The organism is Yersinia fenwicki (assembly GCF_043099325.1).
Classification (GTDB): domain Bacteria; phylum Pseudomonadota; class Gammaproteobacteria; order Enterobacterales; family Enterobacteriaceae; genus Yersinia.
This window is the reverse complement of sequence record NZ_CP170755.1, coordinates 1,614,123-1,637,239: the sequence shown is the minus strand read 5'-3', so window position 1 is coordinate 1,637,239 and position 23,117 is coordinate 1,614,123. Positions and strand designations below refer to the sequence as shown.

Below are 23,117 nucleotides of genomic sequence, written 5' to 3'. Positions count from 1 at the left end.
AAAATGACTAAATACGAACAACAACCCTTGCAAATGAGCCGCCGTCGCTTTTTATTGGGCACCAGTGCGCTGGCCGCATTGCCTCTGATTGGTGGCCTGTGGCCAAAATCAGCATTGGCGCAAGCTATCAGCCAGGCATTACCGCAGTTTCTGGCACTACGTCAAGCGCAGAAAGGCATTCTGACCGGCGCGCATTGGGGAGCCTTTGAGGCTATCGTCGAAAATGGACGTATGGTCGGCGTGCAACCGATCAAAGATGATCCGTGGCCAAATGACCTTATCACTATGGCACCTTATCAAGTACATGCTGAGAACCGTATCAAATACCCGATGGTGCGCAAAAGCTGGTTGGAAGGTGGCCCCGGCAGCCATACCGAACTACGTGGCCGCGATGAATGGGTGCGCGTCAGTTGGGACAAAGCCACAGAGTTGGTGTGTAACGAAATCGTGCGGGTACAAAAAGACCACGGCCCACAAGCGCTATACGCCGGTTCTTATGGCTGGAAAAGTGTCGGTATGCTGCACAACAGCCGCACTTTGCTGCAACGTTTAATGAACCTGAGTGGCGGATTCCTCGGTTATGCCGGTGACTATTCAACCGGTGCAGCACAGGTGATCATGACTCATGTCATGGGGTCAATGGAGGTTTACGAACAACAAACTGCCTGGCCTAACGTAGTGGATAATAGCGAACTGGTGATCCTATGGGGCTGTAACCCAATGATCACGCTGAAAAACAGTTGGAACGTTCCTGATCACGTTGGCCAAACTGGTTTTGAAGCGCTGAAGAAGAAAGGCACCAAGGTCATTAGCATTGATCCGGTTCATAATGACAGTGCCAAATTCACTAATGCTCAATGGATTGCCCCGCGCCCTTATACCGACAGCGCGATGCTCATTGGGATTGCCCATACCTTGCTGACGGAAAAGCTGCACAATCCTGACTTTATCAAAACCTATACCATTGGCTTCGATAAATTCCAGGCCTATCTGCTTGGGGAAACCGACGGCCAGCCGAAGACAGCAGAATGGGCGGCCGATATCAGTGGTGTCGATGCTAGCGTGATACGTCAGCTGGCACGCGATATGGCGAAGCAGCGCACCATGATCATGGGCGGTTGGGGGATTCAGCGCCAACACCACGGTGAGCAACAACATTGGCTACTGGTAACGGTTGCCTCGATGCTCGGCCAAATTGGTTTGCCGGGTGGTGGTTTTGGTTTCAGCTATCACTACTCCTCCGGTGGTAGCCCAACAGCGAAAGGCGGTATTTTACCGGGGATTTCTGCCGGGAATGCGCCGAAGAACTCGCCATCACCGATTCCGGTGGCACGCATTGCCGAGTGTCTGGCAAATCCGGGTAAAACCATTGATTTCAATGGCACTAAAGTGACCTATCCCGATGTTAAAATGGTCTATGTGGCTGGCGGGAATACCTTCCATCAGCATCAGGATACCAATAACTTGGTGAAAGCCTGGCAACATCCTGAAACCATCGTGGTTAACGAACCCTACTGGACTGCCACCGCTAAACATGCCGATATCGTATTACCGGCCACCACCAGTTATGAACGTAACGATTTGGAAATGGGCGGCGACTATTCGCAGCTTTATGTTTTCCCGATGCATCAGTGTGTCCCACCACAACATGAAGCCCGCAGTGATTTTGATATTTTCGCAGCTATGGCTACTCGACTGGGGGTCATTGATGCCTTTACTGAGGGCAAAGATGAAACTCAGTGGCTGAAATCAATGTACGACGATATGAAGTCACAGGCCCGCACAGCGCGTGTCGCCCTACCGCCTTTCGATATGTTCTGGGAATCAAATAACTATATTCGCTTCCCCATTCCCGAGGCCAACAAGCAGTGGGTGCGTTTTGCCGATTATCGTGAGAATCCATTGCTCAACCCACTTGGTACGCCATCGGGTAAAATTGAAATCTATTCCGATACCATCGCCAAAATGGAGTATGCCGATTGTCAGGGGATCCCAACCTGGATGCCACCTCATGAATGGTATCGCGGAGCCGAAGCGAAAAAATATCCACTGTCGCTGAACACCGCGCACCCAATCAACCGCCTGCATTCGCAATTGGATAACACACCACTGCGCGAAAAGTACGCGGTAGCGGATCGCGAAGCCATTCTGATAAGCCCACAAGATGCCAGCGCACGTCAGATTGTGAACGGCGATTTAGTACGGGCATTTAATGATCGCGGGCAGATTTTGGTCGGTGCCGTGGTCACGGAGGATGTGCGGCCAGGCGTGGTACGGATAAGCGAAGGGGCATGGTTTGATCCCGCCGAGCCATCGGTACCGGGTTCAATTTGTAAGAACGGCAATATTAATTGCCTGACTTTCGATATCGGCTCGTCCAGTTTGGCGCAAGGTAACTGTGGGCAGATGGCACAGCTTGAAATTGAAAAGTACATCGGGCCAGTGCTGAAAAATACCGCTCACGCTGTTCCGGCTGGGGCTTAGTCTTTAGGCTGAGTAACTGGGGGCAATATTATTATCGCCCTCATATTACTGACAAATTGAACCAAGGGGAATCGTGCCGTTGGGGTCGTAACGGCGTAAGCCGTCGGAGCACCCCTAGGTGCGGTAAACCCTTGGCTCACCGTGCTTTGTCGCCGAGCCAATCATCGATTAAGGCGCAGTATCCACTTCCAGTTTAATCAAATACACCAGCGCCTTTTCGCGCGTATCAAAACACATTTCTGGTAATGCTTGCAGGCTGGCACATACCGCCGGGCGGGATGGCGAATGGAAAATACCGCAGCGCATATTGTCATCCAAATGCAGGCAGCGGGTATTGGCGGGCTTGCCAAATGGCATACCGGGGATCGGGCTGGAAATTGAAGGAGCAATACAGCAGGCACCGCAATCTGAGCGACAGTCCATCAGCAGGCTCCTGTAGGCTGGTGGAATAACAGCGGACAATAGCAACCCCCCTCCTTAACTACCAGCACAATCCTTGCTCAACAGCCCAATAACCGATCCAGCACACAGCTTCACCACCTAACCCCATCACTTTCAGTTTACTTTTTAACCTAAAAAATGCTTATTCAGGCGATATTCAATTACAACTGAACACCGAGCCAAGACTAATCACTGATCAAACTATCCACATGAGTATATTCATCTGTTTACAGCTTCATTGCCACCATGTACCATTGAGCTAGTACAAAAGAACTACTAACCATATTATCTATTCTCTAAGTCATGGAGCCGAATTAAATGTCGATGGAAGTCTCCCAACCACTATCACGCCCCTCCGTGCTTGGCGGCGCAATGATAGTCGCCGGTACCGCTGTGGGGGCGGGGATGTTCTCAATTCCCATCGTAACGGCGGGGGTATGGTTTAGCGGCTCAGTTATACTGCTGATTTATACATGGGCCTGCATGCTGATTTCCGGCTTGATGATTCTGGAAGCCAATCTGAACTACCCAAGTGGGGCCAGTTTCCACACCATGGTGCAAGACCTGCTGGGTAAGGTGTGGAGCTCCATTAATGGCGTATCTATCACTTTTGTGCTCTACATTCTGACTTACGCCTATATTTCAGCCGGCGGCTCAATTATTACCCATACGCTGGAAAACACCGTGGGCATTGGTCAAACCGGAGCAGGCTTTATCTTTGCCGTTTTGGTGGCATTTATTGTCTGGTTATCCACCCGCGCGGTTGATCGCTTAAGTACCATATTGATCGGCGGAATGGTCATTACATTCGTCATGTCAGTCGGTGATATGTTTAGCCATGTGGAAAGCGCGGTTCTGTTCAATCAGACCGATAGCAATGCCAGTTATTTGCCTTATGCATTAGCTGCACTGCCCTACTTACTCACCTCTTTTGGCTACCACGGTAATGTGCCGGGGTTGGTGAAGTACTACCATAAAGACGGTAAAGCGGTAGTGCGCAGCTTGCTGTATGGCACGTTGATAGCGTTAGTCATTTATATCCTGTGGCAGTATGCCATTCAGGGCAATATTGCCCGAGATGCATTCAAACAAGTTATCGCTGACGGCGGTAACATTGGCAGTCTGCTGAAACAGATGGATACCGTCTCAGCCAGTCAAGCCACCAGCCAACTGCTGAATGCCTTTTCTTATATGGCATTGGCCAGCTCATTCCTCGGCGTGTCTCTTGGGCTGTTCGATTACATCGCTGATTTCTTTAAATTCACCGATGACCGCGGTGGGCGTACCAAATCTGCATTAATCACTTTTGTTCCACCTACTGTCGGGGCGCTGCTATTCCCGAATGGCTTTATCTATGCCATTGGCTTTGCTGGTTTAGCCGCGACAATTTGGGCGGTTATTGTCCCAGCATTGATGGCGCGCGCTAGTCGTAAACGCTTCCCACAAGCGAGTTATCGCGCACCGGGTGGGCGCTTTATGATTGGCTTTATTATCCTGTTTGGCCTGATCAATGCTGTGGCTCATATTGCGGCATTAATGGGTCTGCTACCGGTGTACGCATAAGGTCGATTTTGTCGCGAAAATCTTACTCTTTTTTGCGCTATCTGCTTGCCTGAAACTGGCGGCGCGAGTAACTTGTCGCAACTTATCTTCAATCCTGATTGGCGGTTAATAAATGGCAAGAGCTAACGAAATAAAACGCGGTATGGCGGTCAACCTCAACGGCAAATTACTGCTGGTGAAAGATATTGACGTGCAAAGCCCAAGTGCCCGTGGTGCGAGCACTTTGTATAAAATGCGTTTTTCTGATGTGCGTACCGGTTTAAAAGTTGAAGAGCGTTTTAAAGGTGATGAAATCCTCGATACCATCACTTTGACTCGCCGCAGTGTGAATTTCTCTTACATCGATGGTGACGAATACGTCTTTATGGATGACGAAGACTTCACCCCATACAACTTCAAAAAAGAGCAGATTGAAGAAGAACTGTTATTTATTCCTGAAGGTGGAATGCCGGGGATGCAAGTTCTGACCATGGACGGTCAGTTGCTGGCGTTAGAATTGCCACAGACTGTTGATATGGAAATTGTTGAAACTGCACCAAGCATTAAAGGTGCGTCAGCCAGTGCCCGTAACAAACCGGCAGTAATGAGTACCGGCTTATCTATTCAGGTACCGGAATATATCAGCCCTGGCGAGAAAATTCGTATTCATATTGCAGAGCGCCGCTATATGGGTCGTGCAGACTAATACTCTTCATCTTTCAAGTTATTAAGGGCCGGAAAACCGGCCCTTAACTATTTTATACCCAAACTATGCCCTATAGATTTCAAGATGCAGGAAGGCGGCAAGCGAGATAATCCCGATAAGCTTACATAAGTAAGTGATTCGGGTTATTGAGAGCAGCCAACACACCTGCAGTTTGAAAGATGAAGGGCTATTTAAGCTCAGGGAAGAATGCGCGTTTGAGCGCTAACTCAACTCCGCGAACTTCTGCCAACCCTTTCAGTCGGCCAATCGCGGAATAGCCCGGATTGGTTTTCTTATGTAAATCATCCAGCATTTGGTGACCGTGGTCTGGTCGCATTGGAATCGGACGCCTATCTCCGGCAGCCTGACGACGTTGCTCTTCAGTTAGAATGGCTTTAACTACGGAGTACATGTCGACATCACCTTGCAAGTGACCGCCTTCGTGGAAGGTTTTTGGGTTCCCTTCACGACAAGTCGAACGCAAATGAGTGAAGTGAATACGATCGCCAAAAGTCTCGATCATCTTCACCAAATCATTATCTGCACGGACACCGTAAGAGCCGGTACACATAGTGAAACCATTATGGATACTGTCAACGGTCTCTTTTAGCCACTGCATATCTTCAATCGTGGAAACAATACGCGGCAGGCCAAGAATTGGACGCGGTGGATCATCCGGGTGAACGGCCATACGCAGGCCAACCTGTTCAGCAACCGGTATAATCGCACGCAGGAAATATGCCATATTTTCACGTAGTTGTGCTTTATCGATGCCATCATATTCGGCTAAGCGCGCACGGAATTGATCCAGCGTATAACCCTCTTCGGCGCCGGGTAGACCCGCAATAATATTGCCTGTCAACTTGGCAATATCGGCCTCAGTCATCGCGTCAAAGTAAGCTTTCGCCTGTGCTTGCTCTTCGGCGGTATAATCCTTCTCCGCACCAGGGCGTTTCAGGATATGTAGCTCGAAAGCAGCAAAGGCTATCTGGTCAAAGCGCAGTGCCTTGGAACCATCCGGCAATTGATATTCCAGATCGGTACGTGTCCAGTCTAATATCGGCATGAAGTTATAGCAGACGATATCAATACCGCATTCGGCAAGGTTACGTAGGGTTTGTTGATAGTTTTCAATATGTTGATCGTAATTACCGCTATGAGTTTTTATTTCCTCATGAATCGGTACACTTTCCACCACCGACCATACCAACCCTTTAGCCGCAATTTCAGCCTGACGCTGTTTGATTTCACTCACCGGCCAGACTTGACCATTCGGGATATGGTGTAATGCAGTCACCACTCCGGTCGCACCCGCCTGACGAACATCATCTAACGACACCGGATCATTGGGGCCATACCAACGCCATGTTTGTTCCATTTATTTTTACCTTCTACGTAAACTGTTCAGGTGCATACAATTTTGTTATACCGACTAATGCGGTTATCCCACGAATGCTTTTTAACTAACCATGTTTTATACAGATCATGTTGTTAAACAGATAATGTTGTTATACCGATTTCCAAGAGGTATCACTCAGCTTTATCCTTACTCTTTAAGCGCTTCGTGTCAAAAAGCAAAACCTCATTGGTTGATCCACTTCACGAATATAATCAATATTGGACTTACCAATTTTATTTTCTGTCATATGGCTTTACACTGCAAGCCGTTATTGCATGGCAACGAGCAAAAGAAAACGGTCAGTATGGTGTGGCTTTTTTCCTATAGAAGCCAAACGAAACTGGTCTAACAACTTTTATCTATCACCTCATGTGTGTCCCCTTTGCTATACCCATGAGGTCAATGATTGTGGAGCTACGAATGAACACTATTGCCAATAGCCGTCTTCCCGATACCGTACAGCAGCCTGCTTATGATAGAACTGCACTAAGAAGCCGTATTGTTCACATCGGTTTTGGCGCATTTCACCGCGCGCATCAGGCACTACTGACTGACAGGGTCTTAAATAAACAGGGAGGCGACTGGGGTATCTGTGAAGTCAGTTTGTTTGGTGCTGATGTCTTGATTCAAAACTTGCGCCAACAAGACCACCTCTTCTCCGTATTGGAAAAAGGCGCACAAAGTAATCAAGCCATTGTCGTTGGCTCGGTATGTGAGTCGGTGCATGCCCGTTTAGACGGCATTATGCAGGTGCTGGAGAAATTGGCCGAACCACAAGTGGCGATCGTGTCGCTGACCATTACGGAGAAAGGTTATTGCATTGAGCCAGGTACCGGCCAACTGGATCTGCAAAATGAATTTGTCCGCGCCGACCTCGCTATCCCTGATGCTCCCACTTCCGCCCCTGGTATTCTGGTTGAAGCGCTGCGGTTGCGTCGCTTACGCGGACTGGCGCCGTTTACTGTGCTGTCATGCGATAACATTCCAGAAAATGGCCATGTGGTGAAAAACGCGGTACTTGGTCTGGCAACAGCCCGCGACCCAGAGTTGGCGAGTTGGATAGAACAAAATGTCACTTTCCCTAATACCATGGTCGATCGCATTGTTCCGGCTGCTACCCCAGAAACATTACAAGAGATAGCCGATACCTTAGGTGTGGTCGATGCTTGCGGTATTGCCTGTGAACCGTTTATTCAATGGGTGGTTGAAGACAAGTTTGTCGCGGGTCGCCCTGACTGGCAAGTCGCTGGGGTACAGTTAGTTGATGATGTATTACCATTTGAAGAAATGAAGTTGCGCATGTTGAACGGTAGCCATTCTTACCTCTCCTATCTGGGGTATCTGGCTGGTTATCAGCATATTAATGACTGCATGGCAGACGAAAATTATCGGCTAACCGCGCATCGTCTGATGATGGCAGAACAGGCTCCAACACTGCGCGTCACCGGTATTGATCTGAGTGCTTATGCTGATCAGTTGATTGAGCGTTATAGCAATCCATCATTGAAACACCGCACCTGGCAAATCGCTATGGACGGCAGCCAGAAATTGCCACAACGGATGCTGGATTCAGTACGTTGGCATTTACAAAATGGTGGCCCATATCGTTGCCTGGCATTGGGTATCGCGGGTTGGATGCGTTATGTGAGCGGTGTAGATGATAACGGGCAACCTATTGATATTCGTGACCCAATGGTGGATAGCTTTAAAACATGCGTTGAGAATAGCGAAGATGGGATTGCCAGAGTACAGAGTTTATTGTCACTAAAACCACTGTTTGGTGAATCCTTGCCACAACAATCCGAATTTGTTCAAGCCGTAACAGAAGCTTATCTCAGCCTTCAGCAGTTTGGCGCGAAAGAAACGGTAAAACGTTTGGCTCAGCAGGGTTAATTTAGCGCGCTAACAAGAATGTGGTTCCTTAAATCCTATCAGAGCAGTGAGTGCAACATCCCTGTAGCTTCAAGGCCACAGGGTTTGCCCAAAGTCATTGAAGTTACAGGTAGGCGGCAAGCAAGCAAATCCCGATGAGATTACACATGTAAGTGATTCGGGTGAGTGAGTGCAGCCAACACCCCTGTAGCTTCAAGGCCGCAGGGTAAATTACTCTTCGAGTTGATATGGCGCAGACTCAAACAAATAACCATCAAAATCGGGATGGTTAGCATCTGAGATCTCAAGCAGTTTCAATTTTACATTTTCCAAATGCTGCCACATGGCTTGCTTAGCGGCTTTGCTATCTCGGCGTAGCACCGCTTGCAGGATTTTTTGATGGTCTTCCATCCATTGCCAACGGTAACTGAAATCAAGGGTGTGACTGTGTGCCCCCTGCCACATGGCGCTGGTTTTCCTGGCCTGCCATGCCTCTGCAACCATATTCGCTAGAACACTGTTTTGTGTCGATTGGGCCAGCAAGCAGTGAAACAACTCATCTGCACTTTCATCCACAGCACCAGCATCTAAAGCGGTTTTTTCCTGCTCGATGGCCTGACGCATTTTGATGATGTCTGCCTTAGTCGCTTGCATAGCAGCAAAAGCAGCGACTTCGCTTTCCAATAATTGGCGAGCCTGCAACAGCTCAAATGGGCCATAGCCACTGTCGGCGGACACGACAGACTCCCCATTTACGAGCCTATCGGGAACGTTCACCACATAGACTCCGGAACCTTTACGTACTTCCACTAATTTTTCCAGTTCGAGCATAATCAATGCTTCACGCACCACACTGCGACTGACGCTAAAGTTTTCGGCAATATCACGTTCAGGCGGTAAACGATCACCCAAATTGTATTGCCCACTGATAATGGCATCTCGCAGCTGACTACCGACTTCCTGATATAACCGCATAACCTTATTTCCTGCATCAGGTGTTAGCATTGAAAGGCTAAATTGGCCTGACCAAAGGGTGTCTGAATAACGATCAGTATATCATGTGGTCAAACAATTTCATTGCGGTCAAACAATTTCAATGAAGAAGAAAACATCCGAAAACTAACACGGCTTATCAGTGTAATAAGCCGTGTTTATAAGATGAATAATTGAGTTTATAGCATTAGAGGTAAGTAACGGTCAAAATACCCAAACTACGTTGCGGATTCAACCATTCCAAGCTTGAAGACGCCAACTGATTAGGTAACCGAGAAGTCAGAGACATATTACGTGAGAGGGTTTGTCGTTGAGTCAGTGTTTTACCATCACGATAACAGTGCGTTGTTATCGTTTGATCCGAAAATGTGGTATCACATGGACTTTCTACTATGGCTCCGGAAAATGTAATTGTTCCAGTCACCGACAGGTTAGACTGCGCGCTGCTTGCGGCAAAAGATATTGTCCATGAAAACAATATTGCTAATATAATCTGCATCCGATATTTGCTCATAACTACCTCGACTCTCATAACTGTCATTTTAAAGATAGAGGATTCCAAGCTGAGCAATGGAAATGATAGAGCATTTTTTATAGCGCTACTCTTTCAATAACTCACTAAAATTCCTCAATAAGACAAATTATATTTCCTATCTTGATATAACCATTAGGCGCCGTTCCTAAGTCCCCTAGGAAATACTCTGTGTTTTGGCTTTTTCCGTTTCAAAATAAGCTGACTCAGTGTTATATCCTCTCCATATAACTACGGCACTGATGGCCTTAAACTTAATAGGGCATTAAAAAAAAATTCATATCGGAGGCTACTGATGACAAAAACAAACTTGATTACCGGCTTTTTGGGATGTGGCAAAACCACCACCATTCGCCATTTATTGTCGCAAAAACCGGAACATGAAAAATGGGCGGTTCTGGTCAATGAATTCGGCGAGATCGGTATTGATGGAGCGCTATTGGCTGATAGTGGGGCGGTATTAAAAGAAATACCCGGTGGATGCATGTGTTGTGTAAATGGATTACCCATGCAAGTCGGCTTGAATATGCTGCTACGGCAGGCAAAGCCAGATCGGTTACTGATTGAACCCACGGGGTTGGGACATCCAAAACAGATTCTGTCTTTATTAACCTCGGATGTTTATCAACCATGGATCTCACTGCATGCCACTCTGAGCCTATTGGATGCACGCCAGTTGAGTGAGCCACGCTATACAGAAAATGAAAACTTTCGTGACCAGCTAGCGGCAGCCGATGTTCTGGTGGCAAATAAACAAGATGCCTATAGTGAGACGGATTATGCGGTATTAAAGCAATGGCATGAACAACAGCCAGTATTACGCCCACTCTATTATACAGAACAGGGGAAGATTGATATTGCTCTGCTGGATATGCCACACAGTAATTATGATGAATTACCCAACAGCGCTCATCATCACAGCCCAACGCGACAAAAAGGATTAGCCGCATTGAGCTTGAAAGGTAACGAACCTTGGCGTCGCGCCCTTAATCAGGGTCAAGGTTATCTGAGTTGCGGTTGGGTATTTAATGCCGATACCGTATTTGACACGGTACCATTATTGGAATGGGTACGATTAAATCCGGTAGAACGTATAAAAGGCGTGATGCGCATTCCTGAGGGCACTCTGGTAGTTAACCGCCAAGGACATGACTTGAAAATTGAAACTCGCCAGGTCCCCCCACTTGATAGCCGAATTGAACTCATTAGCACAACTGACCCTGACTGGAATTCATTACAGCATGAATTACTCAGGACTCGACTATACAAGGGAGTATAATGCGCCCAAATTTATTTACTGCATTGTTATTACATTGACAATTTATAGATTAAAGGCAATCGCATGACCCGTCGTAATTTGCCGACAATACTACTGCTCAATTTACTTGGGATAGCCCTGTTTTTCTCTTGGTATATTCCAGAAAACCACGCTTTTTGGTTTAAAATAGATTCAGCAATATTCTTCTATTTTAACCAGCATTTGCTGTCAAGCCCTTCATTTCTGCATTGGGTAGCGATCACCAACAATCGGGCCTTTGATGTTATTTCCCTGATTTGCATGGGGCTGCTTTATTTGTACTTCTATATGAAAGAAAGCACCGCAGGCCGACGTCGGCTAATCGTCACGGGATTTGTTATGCTGCTAACAGCAGTTATCCTCAACCAACTCGGTCACTTACTGCCCGTTTCGCATCCCAGTCCGACGCTGACCTTTGAAAATATTAACCGCGTCAGTGAGTTAACCGGCATTCCGACCAAAGATACATCAAGCGACAGTTTCCCCGGCGACCACGGTATGATGCTGATGATTTTTGCCTGTTTTATGCTGCGCTATTTTTCCCGGGATGCCTTTGCTATCGCCCTGCTAATCGTGGTTCTCTTTTCCATGCCACGAATAATGATTGGCGCACATTGGTTTACGGATATTGCGGTTGGCTCGCTCTCAATTGTTTTGGTGGGGATGAGTTGGATATTACTAACACCGCTCAGTGACAAAATCATTGATGTCATTAACCGGGGTCTGCCGGGCTCAAAAAGTCGGTAACCCGCGTTCTGCTTTATGATAGGGCAAAAAAGTCTATTTTTTGCCCTATCAGCAATTAACGCCTTCACTCATTTATTGTTACTAAACAGCTACAAATTCAGCTATCCGCTTTTAATATATTAATATTACATTATGTAACATTAACATTTTGTAAAATTATAGGCATAAAAGCTCTCGCCTTTTATTAATCATTACGGTAGTCTCAAAAACGTTTGTGCTCGGATACCGGCATTTCATCCTTATCCTGATTAATATTGTGCGTTCCTGCACATTTATATGGTTAAGTGATTGTCTCATCTGACCACAATCAATAATCTCGATTCGTTTGGCATTTTGGTAGCGACATCCGTCGTAAGGACAGCAAGGGAAAACAACAACAATGGTCAAGTCTCAACCTATTATGAGATATATTCTGCGGGTCATTCCTGCAGTTGCAGCAGCGGTAATGTTATCAGCGTGTAGTTCACCACAGACTTCGAACTTACATAATACGCAAACTGAGATGCGTGCAGTTAATGACAAAGATGGGCTTTTACTGCAAGCCTCTCAGGATGAATTCGAAGCAATGGTGCGCAACGTTGACGTCAAGTCGAAGATTTTAGAACAGTATGCAGGGTGGAAAGGTGTTCGTTATCGTTTAGGCGGTAGCACCAAACGTGGTATTGATTGTTCTGCGTTTGTACAAACGACTTTCCGTGAACAATTTGGTATGGATTTGCCACGCTCAACATCTGAGCAGCAGGATCTTGGCAAAAAAATCCAACGTACTAAGTTGCGCCCCGGTGATTTGGTGCTGTTCCGAGCAGGATCGACTGGCCGCCACGTTGGTATCTATTTAGGTAACGATAAGTTTGTACATGCATCGACCAGTGTCGGTGTGACAATATCGAGCCTAAATGAAGATTATTGGAATAAGCGTTATCGTGATGGGCGACGAGTGCTAAGTAGCGGTTCGCGCAGCTAACTGATTTTTATTCCTGTTGTCCGAGATACCAAACGAAATGATGAAACGCTGCCTTGGCAGCGTTTTTTATTGCCGAAATAGTTTTTATTGCCGAAATATAGTTTTGTAGTCCCTCGCCCTCACCTTGTAGGAAACGTCCTTTTTTTGATCAAAACACATAATTCAAGAGTTTTCTGTGTAAAATGCGCTCCGCTAAACCAAGAGTTTTCTGGCACTAAGACATATCAAACAACGATTATTTTTTCTGGAATAAAGTAGATTGCGTTACTAAGCTGAGAATTTGTTTTATGGATATGTATTTCTAAAATACGCCAATAGAAATGAAGTTCACTTGCCCCGCATATTTGATGCATTTAGATAGCATCTTTGCTTTATATTTGATTGATTTTCAAATCGATAACCTTATTAATGTCAATATTGCTCCCTAGCAAATCGGTAGCGCTGTGCTGCTAACTTACTTATACTCATAATACTTTATCGATCTTGCTGAGGAGCGGCGTAACATGGGTTCAAACAGTGCGTTCTCCCGCAATATTTTATCCAGACGCCATCTCGTTAAAAAAAGTGTCATCCTCGCGCTCTGTTTCTTTATTCTTTTTGCTGTTATTACGTTGTCATTAATTTATCGCAGTGGTGAGCGTAAATTAACATTGCAAAGCGACCATATTATCTCCTATTCGTCTCAGTTCCTGAGTGAACTCACAACGTCTATGTCTCAGCTCATTCCACTGAGTGCAAAAAATTGTGAACAGGCCAGCTCTGCGCTGCACTACCGCGCCGCATTTACGAATGGTGTTCGGGCTTTCTTATTAGTGCGGAATGATATCGCCTATTGTTCATCGGCCACGGGCGAAATGAATGTACCTGTCAGCGCGCTATACCCTAAAATTAATGTCTCCCAGCCATTAGATTTTAAAATTCAGCAAGGTACACCTATGATGCCAGGCAAAGCGGCAATAGGTGTATGGTTACGCGAAGCCGGCCGCGGGAATACCGGTGTATTAGCAACACTGGAACTCACTTTACATCCCTACCTATTGCTAAATTACTCGGATAATCAGGTCAACGGATTAGCTATCATTATTGATGAACTGGCGGTTACTACCTTTGACGCTAAAGTCATTCCTATCAGCCAGCTACCCACGCGTGATGCACGTGAAGTCCAGCTCCCTGGCTACCCAATTAAGATATTGATTTATCATACTAGCCTGACTGCAGATGATATTCGTTTGACTTTGTTGGGCGGATTGTTACTTGCAGGCTTAGTCGGTATTCTGGCTTATTATATTCTCATGGCCAGCCAAAGTGCGGAAGCTGAAATCTTACGTGGTATTCGGCGCGGTGAGTTCTTTGTTGAATACCAGCCCGCATTCCGGTCTGATGACCGTTCATTCTCTGGATTAGAAGCACTTATCCGTTGGCAGCATCCTATTGAAGGACGTATTTCCCCTGATCTTTTCATTCCCTATGCGGAAGCTCAGCATTTGATTCAACCGCTTACCCGGCATTTATTTGAATTAATCATAAAAGACAGCAAATTAATGGAAGCTCATGTTCCAGTAGGCGTTAAATTAGCTTTAAATATTTCACCTGTTCACCTTACAGATGATAGCTTCCGCAAAGATGTCACCCAGATGTTACAACAATTAAATACCAATGTATTTTCACCAGTATTCGAGATTACCGAACGGGGTATGGTTGAAGAAGAGTTAGCCATTGAACAATTTGCCTGGTTGCGTTCTCAAGGGATACAAATTGCTGTTGATGATTTTGGTACCGGGCACAGTGCACTGATTTATTTAGAACGCTTCACATTAGACTTTATTAAAATAGATCGTGGTTTTGTCAGTACTATCGGTATTAATACTGTCGCTGCACCGGTATTAGATGCAGTATTAATGTTGGCGAACAAACTCAATATTGAAACCGTCGCAGAAGGTGTTGAAACCGAACAACAACTCCAGTATTTAGCGCAACATGGGGTCAACTACCAGCAAGGATACCTACTCAGTAAGCCGCTATCTGTTGAGGATCTGGTCAAGTTTTGTAATAAAAAAACTTCGTAACAAAAACTCATTGGCTTAATGTTTGCTTTACCCTTGTAAACTGGTAATTTCATTTGAGATTATTACTACGCAAATAACAGCAGGAGATCACTACCAATATGTTGTTACGCCTATTTGCTACCTTGGCGCTATCAGCCCTGAGTTTTGGTCTGCAAGCTGAAACTATTAAAGAAGGTAGCTCTTTTGCCATATTGGGCGAACCTAAGTACTCATCAGATTTTAGCCATTTTGATTATGTCAATCCAGCGGCCCCTAAAGGCGGAGATATCACGCTCTCTGCAATTGGCACCTTTGATAACTTCAACCGCTATGCGCTGCGTGGCAACCCGGCTGTGCGCACTGAACGTTTATATGACTCACTGTTTAGTACCTCAGACGATGAAATTGGTAGCTATTACCCATTAATTGCCGAGTCAGCGCGTTTTGCTCCCGACTTTCACTGGATTGAAGTTGATATCAATCCTCGTGCCCGTTTTCATGATGGCAAGCCTATTACCGCCCAAGATGTAGCATTCACTTTCAATAAATTTATGACCGAAGGTGTGCCGCAATTTCGTATTGTTTATAAGGGCGTACAGGTAAAAGCCATTTCTCGTCTGACTGTGCGTTTTGAATTCCCAGAACCCAATAAAGATAAGATGCTGGGTCTATTTGGTTTACCTGTAATGCCTGAGCATTTCTGGAAAGATCATAAACTCAGTGATCCACTGAGTCAGCCGCCGGTCAGCAGTGGCCCCTATCGTATTGGCAAATATAAGATGGGCCAATTTATTACCTATGAGCGAGTCAGAGACTACTGGGCGGCCAACTTGCCCGTCAATCGTGGGCAATATAATTTTGACACCATCCGTTACGATTATTACTTAGACGATAAAGTCGCATTGGAAGCTTTTAAAGCCGGTGCTTTTGATTTCCGCGAAGAAACTTCACCTAAGAGTTGGGCGACCCAATATGTGGGCGGTAACTTTGCGAAAAATACTATCGTCAAACAAGATATCCTCGATAACTCAGCTCAAAATACCCGCTGGCTGGCGTTTAATGTCCAGCGCCCTATTTTTAGCGACCGGCGAGTTCGTGAAGCACTGACATTGGCGTTTGATTTTGACTGGATGAATAAAGCATTTTATTTCGACAGTTATCAACGTACTAATAGCTTCTTCCAGAATACGGAATATGCGGCTAAAGGTTATCCTGACAGCGCTGAATTAGCCTGGCTGGCACCGCTAAAAGGCAAAATCCCAGCGGAAGTATTCACTCAAATTTACCAGCCGCCACACACTGACGGCACAGGTAACGCACGCGATAATTTATTAAAAGCGCGCGAATTACTGAGCGACGCGGGCTGGGAAGTGAAAAATCAGCAATTGGTTAACAGCAAAACCGGTAAACCTTTTGTCTTTGAATTACTGTTGCTCAGCGGCAGTAATTTCCAATATGTTCAACCGTTTAAGCATAATTTACAGCGTTTGGGCATAACGATGAATATCCGCGAAGTGGATAGTTCTCAGTTTGTTAACCGCCTGCGCAGCCGGGATTACGATATGATCCCCACGGTTTACACGGCTTTCCCTTACCCTAGCCCGAATCTGCAAATCTTGTGGAGCTCGGCTTATATTGATTCCAGTTATAACGCTTCGGGTATTAAAGATCCGGCGATCGACCAATTGATTGAACAGATTATTAAACATCAGGAACAGCCAGAAGTACTGTTATCTCTGGGCCGCGCTTTGGATCGCGTGTTGACCTGGAACTACTTGATGATCCCGATGTGGTATTCCAATCACGCTCGTTTTGCTTATTGGGATAAGTTCTCGATGCCCGCAGACAGACCCACTTATTCGCTCGGCTTTGACAGCTGGTGGTTTGATGTCAACAAGGCAGCTCGCCTGCCAACAGAACGTCATTAGGGGGCGATTGTGGGCGCATATCTGCTACGGCGACTATTGCTGGTTATCCCCACTCTGTGGGCGATTATTACTATTAACTTTTTTATAGTGCAAATAGCCCCCGGTGGCCCGGTGGATCAGGCGATTGCCAACATCGAACTGGGCCATTCCAGCGGATATAGTGCCGGAGGCGGCGATAGCGGATTAGGTGGTGCTAAGGTTGGCCTGAATGCTGCACAAGTTGGTGATAGCAACTATCGCGGCTCACGCGGATTAGACCCAGAAGTTATTGCCGAGATCAAACAGCGCTTTGGCTTTGATAAACCGCTGCATCAGCGCTATTTCGAGATGCTTTGGAGCTATGTGCGTTTTGATTTTGGTGACAGCTTGTTCCGTGGCGAATCCGTTATGTCATTGATTAAACATAGCCTGCCGGTATCTATCTCACTGGGGTTATGGAGCACACTAATTATCTATCTGGTTTCCATTCCTTTGGGAATTAAAAAGGCAGTGCGTAGTGGTTCGGCTTTTGATACCTGGAGCAGTACCTTAATCATTATCGGCTATGCTATCCCTTCATTTTTATTCGCCATTTTATTGATTGTACTTTTCTCCGGTGGCAGTTATTTCGATCTGTTCCCGCTACGGGGGCTGGTGTCCAGCAACTGGGATACTCTGCCGTGGTACGGCAAGATAACCGACTATTTGTGGCACATCACATTGCCGGTTCTGGCCACCGTGATTGGCGGTTTTGCCACACTGACCATGCTGACCAAAAACTCATTTCTGGACGAAATTCGTAAACAATATGTGGTGACAGCTCGCGCCAAAGGTTTACCCGAAGAAAAAATCCTTTATCGCCATGTGTTCCGCAATGCCATGCTGCTGGTGATTGCCGGCTTCCCTGCCACTTTTATTAGCATGTTTTTTACTGGGTCATTATTGATAGAAGTGATGTTTTCACTAAATGGCTTAGGGCTACTGGGCTATGAAGCTACTTTGCAGCGCGATTATCCGGTGATGTTTGGCACTCTTTATATTTTCACGCTGATTGGTTTGTTGCTGAATATCCTCAGCGATATCACTTACACCTTGGTTGATCCACGGATTGATTTTGAGGGCCGTCAATGATCAAGCGACTAAGTGCAATTAATCAAGCCCGTTGGGCGCGGTTTCGCCAGAACCGCCGTGGCTATTGGTCACTGTGGATATTTTTAACACTGTTTATTATTAGTTTATTTGCCGAATTGATAGCCAATGACAAGCCGCTATTGGTGAACTATCAGGGTAAGTTTTACATGCCCTTTATGATCAACTACACCGAATCAACCTTTGGTGGCATTTTAACCACGGCAGCGGATTACCAAGATCCGTATGTTATTAGCCGGATTAAAGATAATGGCTGGGCCATCTGGGCTCCCATCCGCTTTAGCAACAACACCATTAATTTCGCGACAGACGTGCCTTTCCCCTCGCCACCGAGTCACACTAATTTGCTCGGTACTGACAGCACTGGCGGCGATGTATTGGCTAAGATCATTTACGGCTTCCGTATCTCACTGTTATTTGGCCTGACATTAACCTTGTTCTCCAGTGTGATTGGGATCTGTGCCGGGGCAGTTCAGGGCTATTACGGTGGAAAAATTGACTTGTTGGGGCAGCGATTTATTGAAGTCTGGTCTGGCATGCCAACACTGTTTTTAATCATTTTACTGTCCAGCATTGTGCAGCCGAATTTCTGGTGGCTACTCGCCATTACCGTGATATTTGGCTGGATGGGGCTGGTCGGCGTGGTGCGGGCCGAGTTTCTGCGTACCCGAAATTATGACTATATCCGTGCTGCAAGGGCAATGGGAGTGCGCGATCGCGTGATTATGTCGCGACATATGCTGCCCAATGCCATGGTTGCCACTCTGACTTTTCTGCCCTTTATTCTGTGCGGTTCGATAACCACCCTCACCTCACTGGATTTCCTTGGCTTTGGCTTGCCAATGGGTTCGCCCTCACTGGGTGGGCTGTTATTGGAGGGTAAAAATAACCTTCAGGCTCCGTGGCTAGGAATAACGGCATTCTTGGTATTGGCGGTGCTGTTATCTCTGTTGATCTTTATCGGCGAAGCGGTGCGTGACGCCTTTGACCCAAGCAAGGTGTACTGATATGGCGACCTCCCCACTTCTGGATATTCAAAATCTCAGTATCGCCTTTCGCCAGGCAGGTGTTGAACATCAGGTCGTTAGCGAGTTGTCATTACAAATAGATGCCGGTGAGACACTGGCTTTGGTCGGGGAGTCTGGTTCGGGAAAAAGTGTCACTGCCTTGTCGATACTGCGCCTGCTACCCTCGCCACCCGCGGTGTACCCCAGTGGTGATATCCTGTTTGCCGGTAAATCGCTATTACATGCCGATGAACCGACATTGCGCGGCATCCGTGGTGATCAGATATCCATGATTTTCCAAGAACCGATGGTGTCATTAAATCCGCTGCACACTATTGAGAAGCAGCTATCTGAAGTGCTGTCACTGCACCGTGGCATGCGCCAGGAAGCCGCCCGTACTGAGATTATCCAGTGCCTTGATCGGGTTGGTATTCGCAACGCCAAGGGCCGACTGGCTGATTTTCCACATCAGCTTTCTGGAGGTGAGCGCCAGCGCGTCATGATTGCCATGGCTGTCCTGACTAAGCCCAAACTACTGATTGCCGATGAACCAACGACGGCACTGGATGTTTCGGTGCAAGCCCAGATTTTGAGTTTGCTGAAAGAGTTAAAGCAAGAGATGGGCATGAGTTTGCTGTTTATTACCCATAACCTGAATATCGTGCGCCGGCTGGCTGATAATGTAGCCGTGATGCGTGAGGGGCGCGTGGTTGAGCACAATACTCGTCAAGCGCTGTTTAACTCACCACAGCATGCCTATACTCGCCAGTTATTGGATGCCGAACCACAGGGCGAACCACTGCCACTCCAGACAGGCTTGCAACCCTTACTTGAAGTCAAGGGGCTACAAGTGGCCTTCCCGATTAAACGTGGCTTGTTGCGCCGAACTGTCTCGCATCATTATGCTTTGAAAGATCTCAGTTTTGCTTTAAGGCCCGGTGAAAGCTTAGGTTTGGTGGGGGAATCCGGTTCAGGAAAAAGCACGACTGGGCTGGCATTGCTGCGCTTATTGCCTTCCCAAGGTGAGATTTGGTTTGATGGTCAACCGTTGCATAATTTCTCACCCAAACAGATGTTGCCTTATCGCAGTCGGATTCAAGTGGTATTCCAGGACCCTTACTCGGCACTGAATCCACGCTTGAATATTCAACAGATTATTGCTGAGGGGCTGGAAGTTCATCAGAAACTCAGTGCGGCACACCGCGAGCTCCGTGTAATTAAGGCGATGGAAGAAGTTGGATTGGATCCGGTGAGCCGCTATCGCTACCCAACGGAGTTCTCTGGTGGACAGCGCCAGCGCATTGCTATTGCTCGTGCATTAATCCTGCAACCTCAATTACTGATCCTCGACGAACCTACGTCATCTCTGGACAAATCGGTACAGGCACAAATTCTGGCGTTGCTGAAATCCCTTCAGCAGCGCTACCAACTCAGTTACTTGTTTATTAGCCATGACTTACAAGTCGTACGGTCACTGTGCCATCAAGTGATTGTGTTAAAACAGGGAGAGGTGGTAGAACAAGGGGACTGCCAGGCCATCTTTGCAGCGCCAAAACAGCAATATACCCAGCAATTATTGCAATTTGCTGACTAGTTTGGCGCACATCAGGAATCAGGGCATACGGAAGCGCCAGCATAAATCAGTGACGAAAGCTTAATCGCAAATCAGAAAGGATAAAGCGCAGTCATGGTCTCAGCAATAGCCACACCGACATCTTTCAGGCGGCACATGGTCGCACTTTCATCCTGACGATGAACAAACAGGCAAGGCTCACCTTCCCATTCCACAATCGCGGAGTCCACTTGTATCTCTTGTAGCGAGATATGGAGCCGCTGCATGATAATCTGCGCATGTGTACCATCATGGCTCAGTAACTTCAGTCCCATGAGGTCATTGTTGCTATCGTCTATCGCGGCTAGTGGCATCGGTTCAACTTTGACGCCGATAAACCCAGATAACCAACGGTAACTTTGCGGCAGACGATGTACTACCGAAAGTTGGATATTATTCACGTATTTTTCCTAGTCAAAAATAAAAATTCAAAAATCACAAAAGCACTACAATGACTCACACTCACTAAAGTTATAGCCGCTAACTTGTCATTATGCTTGGTTCAAACCTCACCAAAACACATTTTTTATAACAATTTAGAAACTAAAAATCTACAATACCATTTTTTGTGCTGTTTTTAACCATCATCCAGTTCCCAGCGCCAAGGCCAAAACTGTTGGTTTGGGATTTAGATCCCATTTTTCGTTATATTTAACCCTTTATGGCGGCTATCTCAACCATTTTTCTTGCAAACCCATTACCTAATGTCTGTCAATATTTTACATTTAACGAACAATTCATCGTCAAGCCAACCTAATAAAACAGATTTAATTAATTGATAAATATATAAATTCACTGATATCAACTTCTCGCTTACGAGTGAGAATAACAGGTAAAAATAACGTTATAAGAATTTCATCTTTTTTGATACATCGCTCAAAAAGTTAACAATATGGTGCCAGGTACAACTATGCAATAAATAATGATATGCATGCTTATTATATTGATTCAGCGCAAGAGTTTTGCCATTTTTAGAGGCAAATAGAGTGATATTTGATGATGTGAAAGGTAAAACAAGGACAAGGAATAAATAAGACTGAAATTGACAAATTGGCTACAAATAATAAACGTGAAGGGAGTCCCAGAGGCACCGACCCTTCACATTCTATTCAATAAGGCTATTTTACCGCACCTTTATTATGCGGACGGCTGGCATACAGATACAGCAGCATGGCGACAATGATACAAAATGCCATTGAACTGACCATCGGCCAGGCACTGCGGGAGGGGGCCATCGATAACAGCGTTCCCACTATCGCGCCAATACCAAAGCGCAAAGTACCGGCCAAAGAAGACGCCGTCCCTGCCATATGCGGGAAATCATCCAAAATGACTGCCATCGCATTTGAGGTAATCATCGCGATGCACCCGACATAAGCCGCAACACCCAACACCAGCGCCCAGAATCCTAACCCGGTAGCACAGACCACCAATAGCCAGATCCCCATGACAAATTGGACTAACATACCAAAACGGAACATCTTCAATGCGCCGAAGCGGCGAACATTACGGCTGTTGATCAATGTCATCAAGAATAAAAAGACAATATTCAGCGCGAAGTAATAGCCGAAGTTTTGCGGGGAAACTCCATTTAAATCAATATAAACAAAGGGCCCTGCGCTGAGGAATGAGAACATACCGGCAAAAGAGAAACCGCTGGCAAGCATGTAGCTCAGTACCCGCTTATGGCGAAATAAAGCGCCAAAATTGCCAATAGTGGTGCGCAAATGAAACTTCTGCCGTTTCTCTTGCGGCAAGGTTTCTTTAATAAATAACGCGACCAATATCGCCCCCACCAACGCCGCACCCGCCATGCTCCAAAAGATGGCGTGCCAGCTAAACCACACCAACAAGGCACCACCGATAATCGGTGCCAGCAATGGCGCGATAGTCATCACCAAGACGACAAAAGACATCATTCGTGAGAAATCATCTTTGGTGAACATATCTCGCATCAATGCATTAATCACCACACTGGCAGCAGCGGCTGACAAGCCATGCAGGAAACGTAAATTAATCAATTGCTCAACTGACTGCGCCATAGCACAGGCCATTCCCGCCAAAGCAAAGATAAGCGTGCCCCAGAAGATAACCGGCTTACGCCCGATGCTATCAGCCATTGGCCCATAGAACATTTGTCCAATGGCGAACCCCAGTACGTATGCACTTAGTGTCATCTGTACCGCACCACTTTCTACACCAAACTCCTGCGCAATAATGGGCATACTGGGCAGATACATATCAATAGCCAGAGGCATTAGCATTGATAGCAAGCCCAGGATAAAGATCAAGCCAACGTGGGATGTCCGGTTCTTTGCTTCATTTGGATTACTGGCATGCACGTTCGACCACTCCTTCAATAACCTACCAACCTACCGCGGGTAATATCAACGGCAAAACAGGGTGGAAATAAAGGTTCC

The 23,117-nt window shown here is 46.4% G+C and carries 18 protein-coding genes; 12 read left to right on the top strand and 6 right to left on the bottom strand.

Going from position 1 to position 23,117, the window contains the following annotated elements; all coding sequences use genetic code 11:
• Positions 1-3: 3 nt before the first annotated feature.
• Complete coding sequence (gene torA, locus ACF3VQ_RS07415) at positions 4-2,484, top strand: trimethylamine-N-oxide reductase TorA (RefSeq protein ID WP_392434314.1); 2,481 nt, start codon at positions 4-6, stop codon at positions 2,482-2,484.
• Between the two features lie 168 nt (positions 2,485-2,652).
• Here the strand turns inward: torA and ACF3VQ_RS07410 are convergent, their stop codons facing one another.
• Positions 2,653-2,907, bottom strand: coding sequence for a YkgJ family cysteine cluster protein (locus ACF3VQ_RS07410; RefSeq protein ID WP_145562267.1), 255 nt, complete (start codon positions 2,905-2,907; stop codon positions 2,653-2,655).
• A 336-nt stretch (positions 2,908-3,243) separates the two neighbouring features.
• Here ACF3VQ_RS07410 and mtr point away from each other — a divergent pair, with 336 nt between their 5' ends.
• Together mtr and yeiP are read left to right on the top strand one after the other, a co-directional pair.
• Positions 3,244-4,488 carry a tryptophan permease gene (mtr, locus tag ACF3VQ_RS07405; RefSeq protein ID WP_392434311.1) on the top strand — a complete coding sequence of 415 codons (1,245 nt, stop codon included), beginning with the start codon at positions 3,244-3,246 and terminating at the stop codon, positions 4,486-4,488.
• A 112-nt stretch (positions 4,489-4,600) separates the two neighbouring features.
• Positions 4,601-5,173, top strand: a complete 573-nt coding sequence (yeiP, locus tag ACF3VQ_RS07400) for an elongation factor P-like protein YeiP (protein WP_004389501.1) — start codon at positions 4,601-4,603, stop codon at positions 5,171-5,173.
• A gap of 187 nt (positions 5,174-5,360) precedes the next feature.
• Here the strand turns inward: yeiP and uxuA are convergent, their stop codons facing one another.
• On the bottom strand, positions 5,361-6,551 hold the full coding sequence (uxuA, locus tag ACF3VQ_RS07395) for a mannonate dehydratase (protein WP_019083491.1): 1,191 nt from the start codon (positions 6,549-6,551) through the stop codon (positions 5,361-5,363).
• 441 nt (positions 6,552-6,992) lie between these two features.
• Here uxuA and ACF3VQ_RS07390 point away from each other — a divergent pair, with 441 nt between their 5' ends.
• On the top strand, positions 6,993-8,465 hold the full coding sequence (locus ACF3VQ_RS07390) for a mannitol dehydrogenase family protein (RefSeq protein WP_392434307.1): 1,473 nt from the start codon (positions 6,993-6,995) through the stop codon (positions 8,463-8,465).
• Between the two features lie 210 nt (positions 8,466-8,675).
• On the opposite strand, the gene ACF3VQ_RS07385 is transcribed toward ACF3VQ_RS07390, so the two are convergent.
• Together ACF3VQ_RS07385 and ACF3VQ_RS07380 are read right to left on the bottom strand one after the other, a co-directional pair.
• The gene (locus ACF3VQ_RS07385) at positions 8,676-9,419 is read right to left on the bottom strand and encodes a GntR family transcriptional regulator (RefSeq protein WP_392434305.1); all 744 of its coding nucleotides are present in this window, start codon (positions 9,417-9,419) and stop codon (positions 8,676-8,678) included.
• A gap of 205 nt (positions 9,420-9,624) precedes the next feature.
• Positions 9,625-9,951 (bottom strand): type 1 fimbrial protein, encoded by a 327-nt coding sequence (locus ACF3VQ_RS07380; RefSeq protein ID WP_392434302.1) that lies wholly within the window; start codon positions 9,949-9,951, stop codon positions 9,625-9,627.
• Positions 9,952-10,264: 313 nt separating this feature from the next.
• Between ACF3VQ_RS07380 and ACF3VQ_RS07375 the strand changes: the two genes are divergently transcribed.
• From ACF3VQ_RS07375 to yejF, 8 genes are all read left to right on the top strand, one after another.
• On the top strand, positions 10,265-11,248 hold the full coding sequence (locus ACF3VQ_RS07375) for a CobW family GTP-binding protein (RefSeq protein ID WP_392434299.1): 984 nt from the start codon (positions 10,265-10,267) through the stop codon (positions 11,246-11,248).
• Between the two features lie 63 nt (positions 11,249-11,311).
• Positions 11,312-12,013, top strand: a complete 702-nt coding sequence (locus tag ACF3VQ_RS07370) for a phosphatase PAP2 family protein (RefSeq protein WP_392434296.1) — start codon at positions 11,312-11,314, stop codon at positions 12,011-12,013.
• Between the two features lie 379 nt (positions 12,014-12,392).
• On the top strand, positions 12,393-12,977 hold the full coding sequence (mepS, locus tag ACF3VQ_RS07365; RefSeq protein ID WP_392434293.1) for a bifunctional murein DD-endopeptidase/murein LD-carboxypeptidase: 585 nt from the start codon (positions 12,393-12,395) through the stop codon (positions 12,975-12,977).
• Positions 12,978-13,480: 503 nt separating this feature from the next.
• Positions 13,481-15,043, top strand: coding sequence for a cyclic di-GMP phosphodiesterase (locus tag ACF3VQ_RS07360; RefSeq protein ID WP_392434291.1), 1,563 nt, complete (start codon positions 13,481-13,483; stop codon positions 15,041-15,043).
• Between the two features lie 98 nt (positions 15,044-15,141).
• Positions 15,142-16,950, top strand: coding sequence for an extracellular solute-binding protein (locus ACF3VQ_RS07355; RefSeq protein WP_392434289.1), 1,809 nt, complete (start codon positions 15,142-15,144; stop codon positions 16,948-16,950).
• A gap of 9 nt (positions 16,951-16,959) precedes the next feature.
• Positions 16,960-18,060 (top strand): microcin C ABC transporter permease YejB, encoded by a 1,101-nt coding sequence (locus tag ACF3VQ_RS07350; RefSeq protein WP_005171436.1) that lies wholly within the window; start codon positions 16,960-16,962, stop codon positions 18,058-18,060.
• Complete coding sequence (locus ACF3VQ_RS07345; RefSeq protein ID WP_392434286.1) at positions 18,057-19,085, top strand: ABC transporter permease; 1,029 nt, start codon at positions 18,057-18,059, stop codon at positions 19,083-19,085. The genes ACF3VQ_RS07350 and ACF3VQ_RS07345 overlap by 4 nt, the downstream gene beginning before the upstream one ends.
• Before the next feature lies 1 nt (position 19,086).
• Complete coding sequence (gene yejF, locus ACF3VQ_RS07340; RefSeq protein ID WP_392434284.1) at positions 19,087-20,679, top strand: microcin C ABC transporter ATP-binding protein YejF; 1,593 nt, start codon at positions 19,087-19,089, stop codon at positions 20,677-20,679.
• Between the two features lie 71 nt (positions 20,680-20,750).
• Here yejF and ACF3VQ_RS07335 read toward each other — a convergent pair whose 3' ends face one another.
• The gene (locus tag ACF3VQ_RS07335) at positions 20,751-21,098 is read right to left on the bottom strand and encodes a YejG family protein (RefSeq protein ID WP_392434282.1); all 348 of its coding nucleotides are present in this window, start codon (positions 21,096-21,098) and stop codon (positions 20,751-20,753) included.
• A gap of 717 nt (positions 21,099-21,815) precedes the next feature.
• Positions 21,816-23,039, bottom strand: coding sequence for a Bcr/CflA family multidrug efflux MFS transporter (locus ACF3VQ_RS07330; protein ID WP_392434281.1), 1,224 nt, complete (start codon positions 23,037-23,039; stop codon positions 21,816-21,818).
• Between the last annotated feature and the right edge of the window lie 78 nt (positions 23,040-23,117).

Coding starts and splice junctions, on each gene's coding strand:
- yejF (WP_392434284.1), top strand. CDS start 19,087: ATGGCGACCTCCCCACTTCTGGATATTCAAAATCTCAGTATCGCCTTT.
- ACF3VQ_RS07360 (WP_392434291.1), top strand. CDS start 13,481: ATGGGTTCAAACAGTGCGTTCTCCCGCAATATTTTATCCAGACGCCAT.
- yeiP (WP_004389501.1), top strand. CDS start 4,601: ATGGCAAGAGCTAACGAAATAAAACGCGGTATGGCGGTCAACCTCAAC.
- mtr (WP_392434311.1), top strand. CDS start 3,244: ATGTCGATGGAAGTCTCCCAACCACTATCACGCCCCTCCGTGCTTGGC.
- torA (WP_392434314.1), top strand. CDS start 4: ATGACTAAATACGAACAACAACCCTTGCAAATGAGCCGCCGTCGCTTT.
- ACF3VQ_RS07410 (WP_145562267.1), bottom strand. CDS start 2,907: ATGGACTGTCGCTCAGATTGCGGTGCCTGCTGTATTGCTCCTTCAATT.
- ACF3VQ_RS07390 (WP_392434307.1), top strand. CDS start 6,993: ATGAACACTATTGCCAATAGCCGTCTTCCCGATACCGTACAGCAGCCT.
- ACF3VQ_RS07380 (WP_392434302.1), bottom strand. CDS start 9,951: ATGAGCAAATATCGGATGCAGATTATATTAGCAATATTGTTTTCATGG.
- ACF3VQ_RS07370 (WP_392434296.1), top strand. CDS start 11,312: ATGACCCGTCGTAATTTGCCGACAATACTACTGCTCAATTTACTTGGG.
- ACF3VQ_RS07355 (WP_392434289.1), top strand. CDS start 15,142: ATGTTGTTACGCCTATTTGCTACCTTGGCGCTATCAGCCCTGAGTTTT.
- ACF3VQ_RS07385 (WP_392434305.1), bottom strand. CDS start 9,419: ATGCGGTTATATCAGGAAGTCGGTAGTCAGCTGCGAGATGCCATTATC.
- mepS (WP_392434293.1), top strand. CDS start 12,393: ATGGTCAAGTCTCAACCTATTATGAGATATATTCTGCGGGTCATTCCT.
- ACF3VQ_RS07345 (WP_392434286.1), top strand. CDS start 18,057: ATGATCAAGCGACTAAGTGCAATTAATCAAGCCCGTTGGGCGCGGTTT.
- uxuA (WP_019083491.1), bottom strand. CDS start 6,551: ATGGAACAAACATGGCGTTGGTATGGCCCCAATGATCCGGTGTCGTTA.
- ACF3VQ_RS07375 (WP_392434299.1), top strand. CDS start 10,265: ATGACAAAAACAAACTTGATTACCGGCTTTTTGGGATGTGGCAAAACC.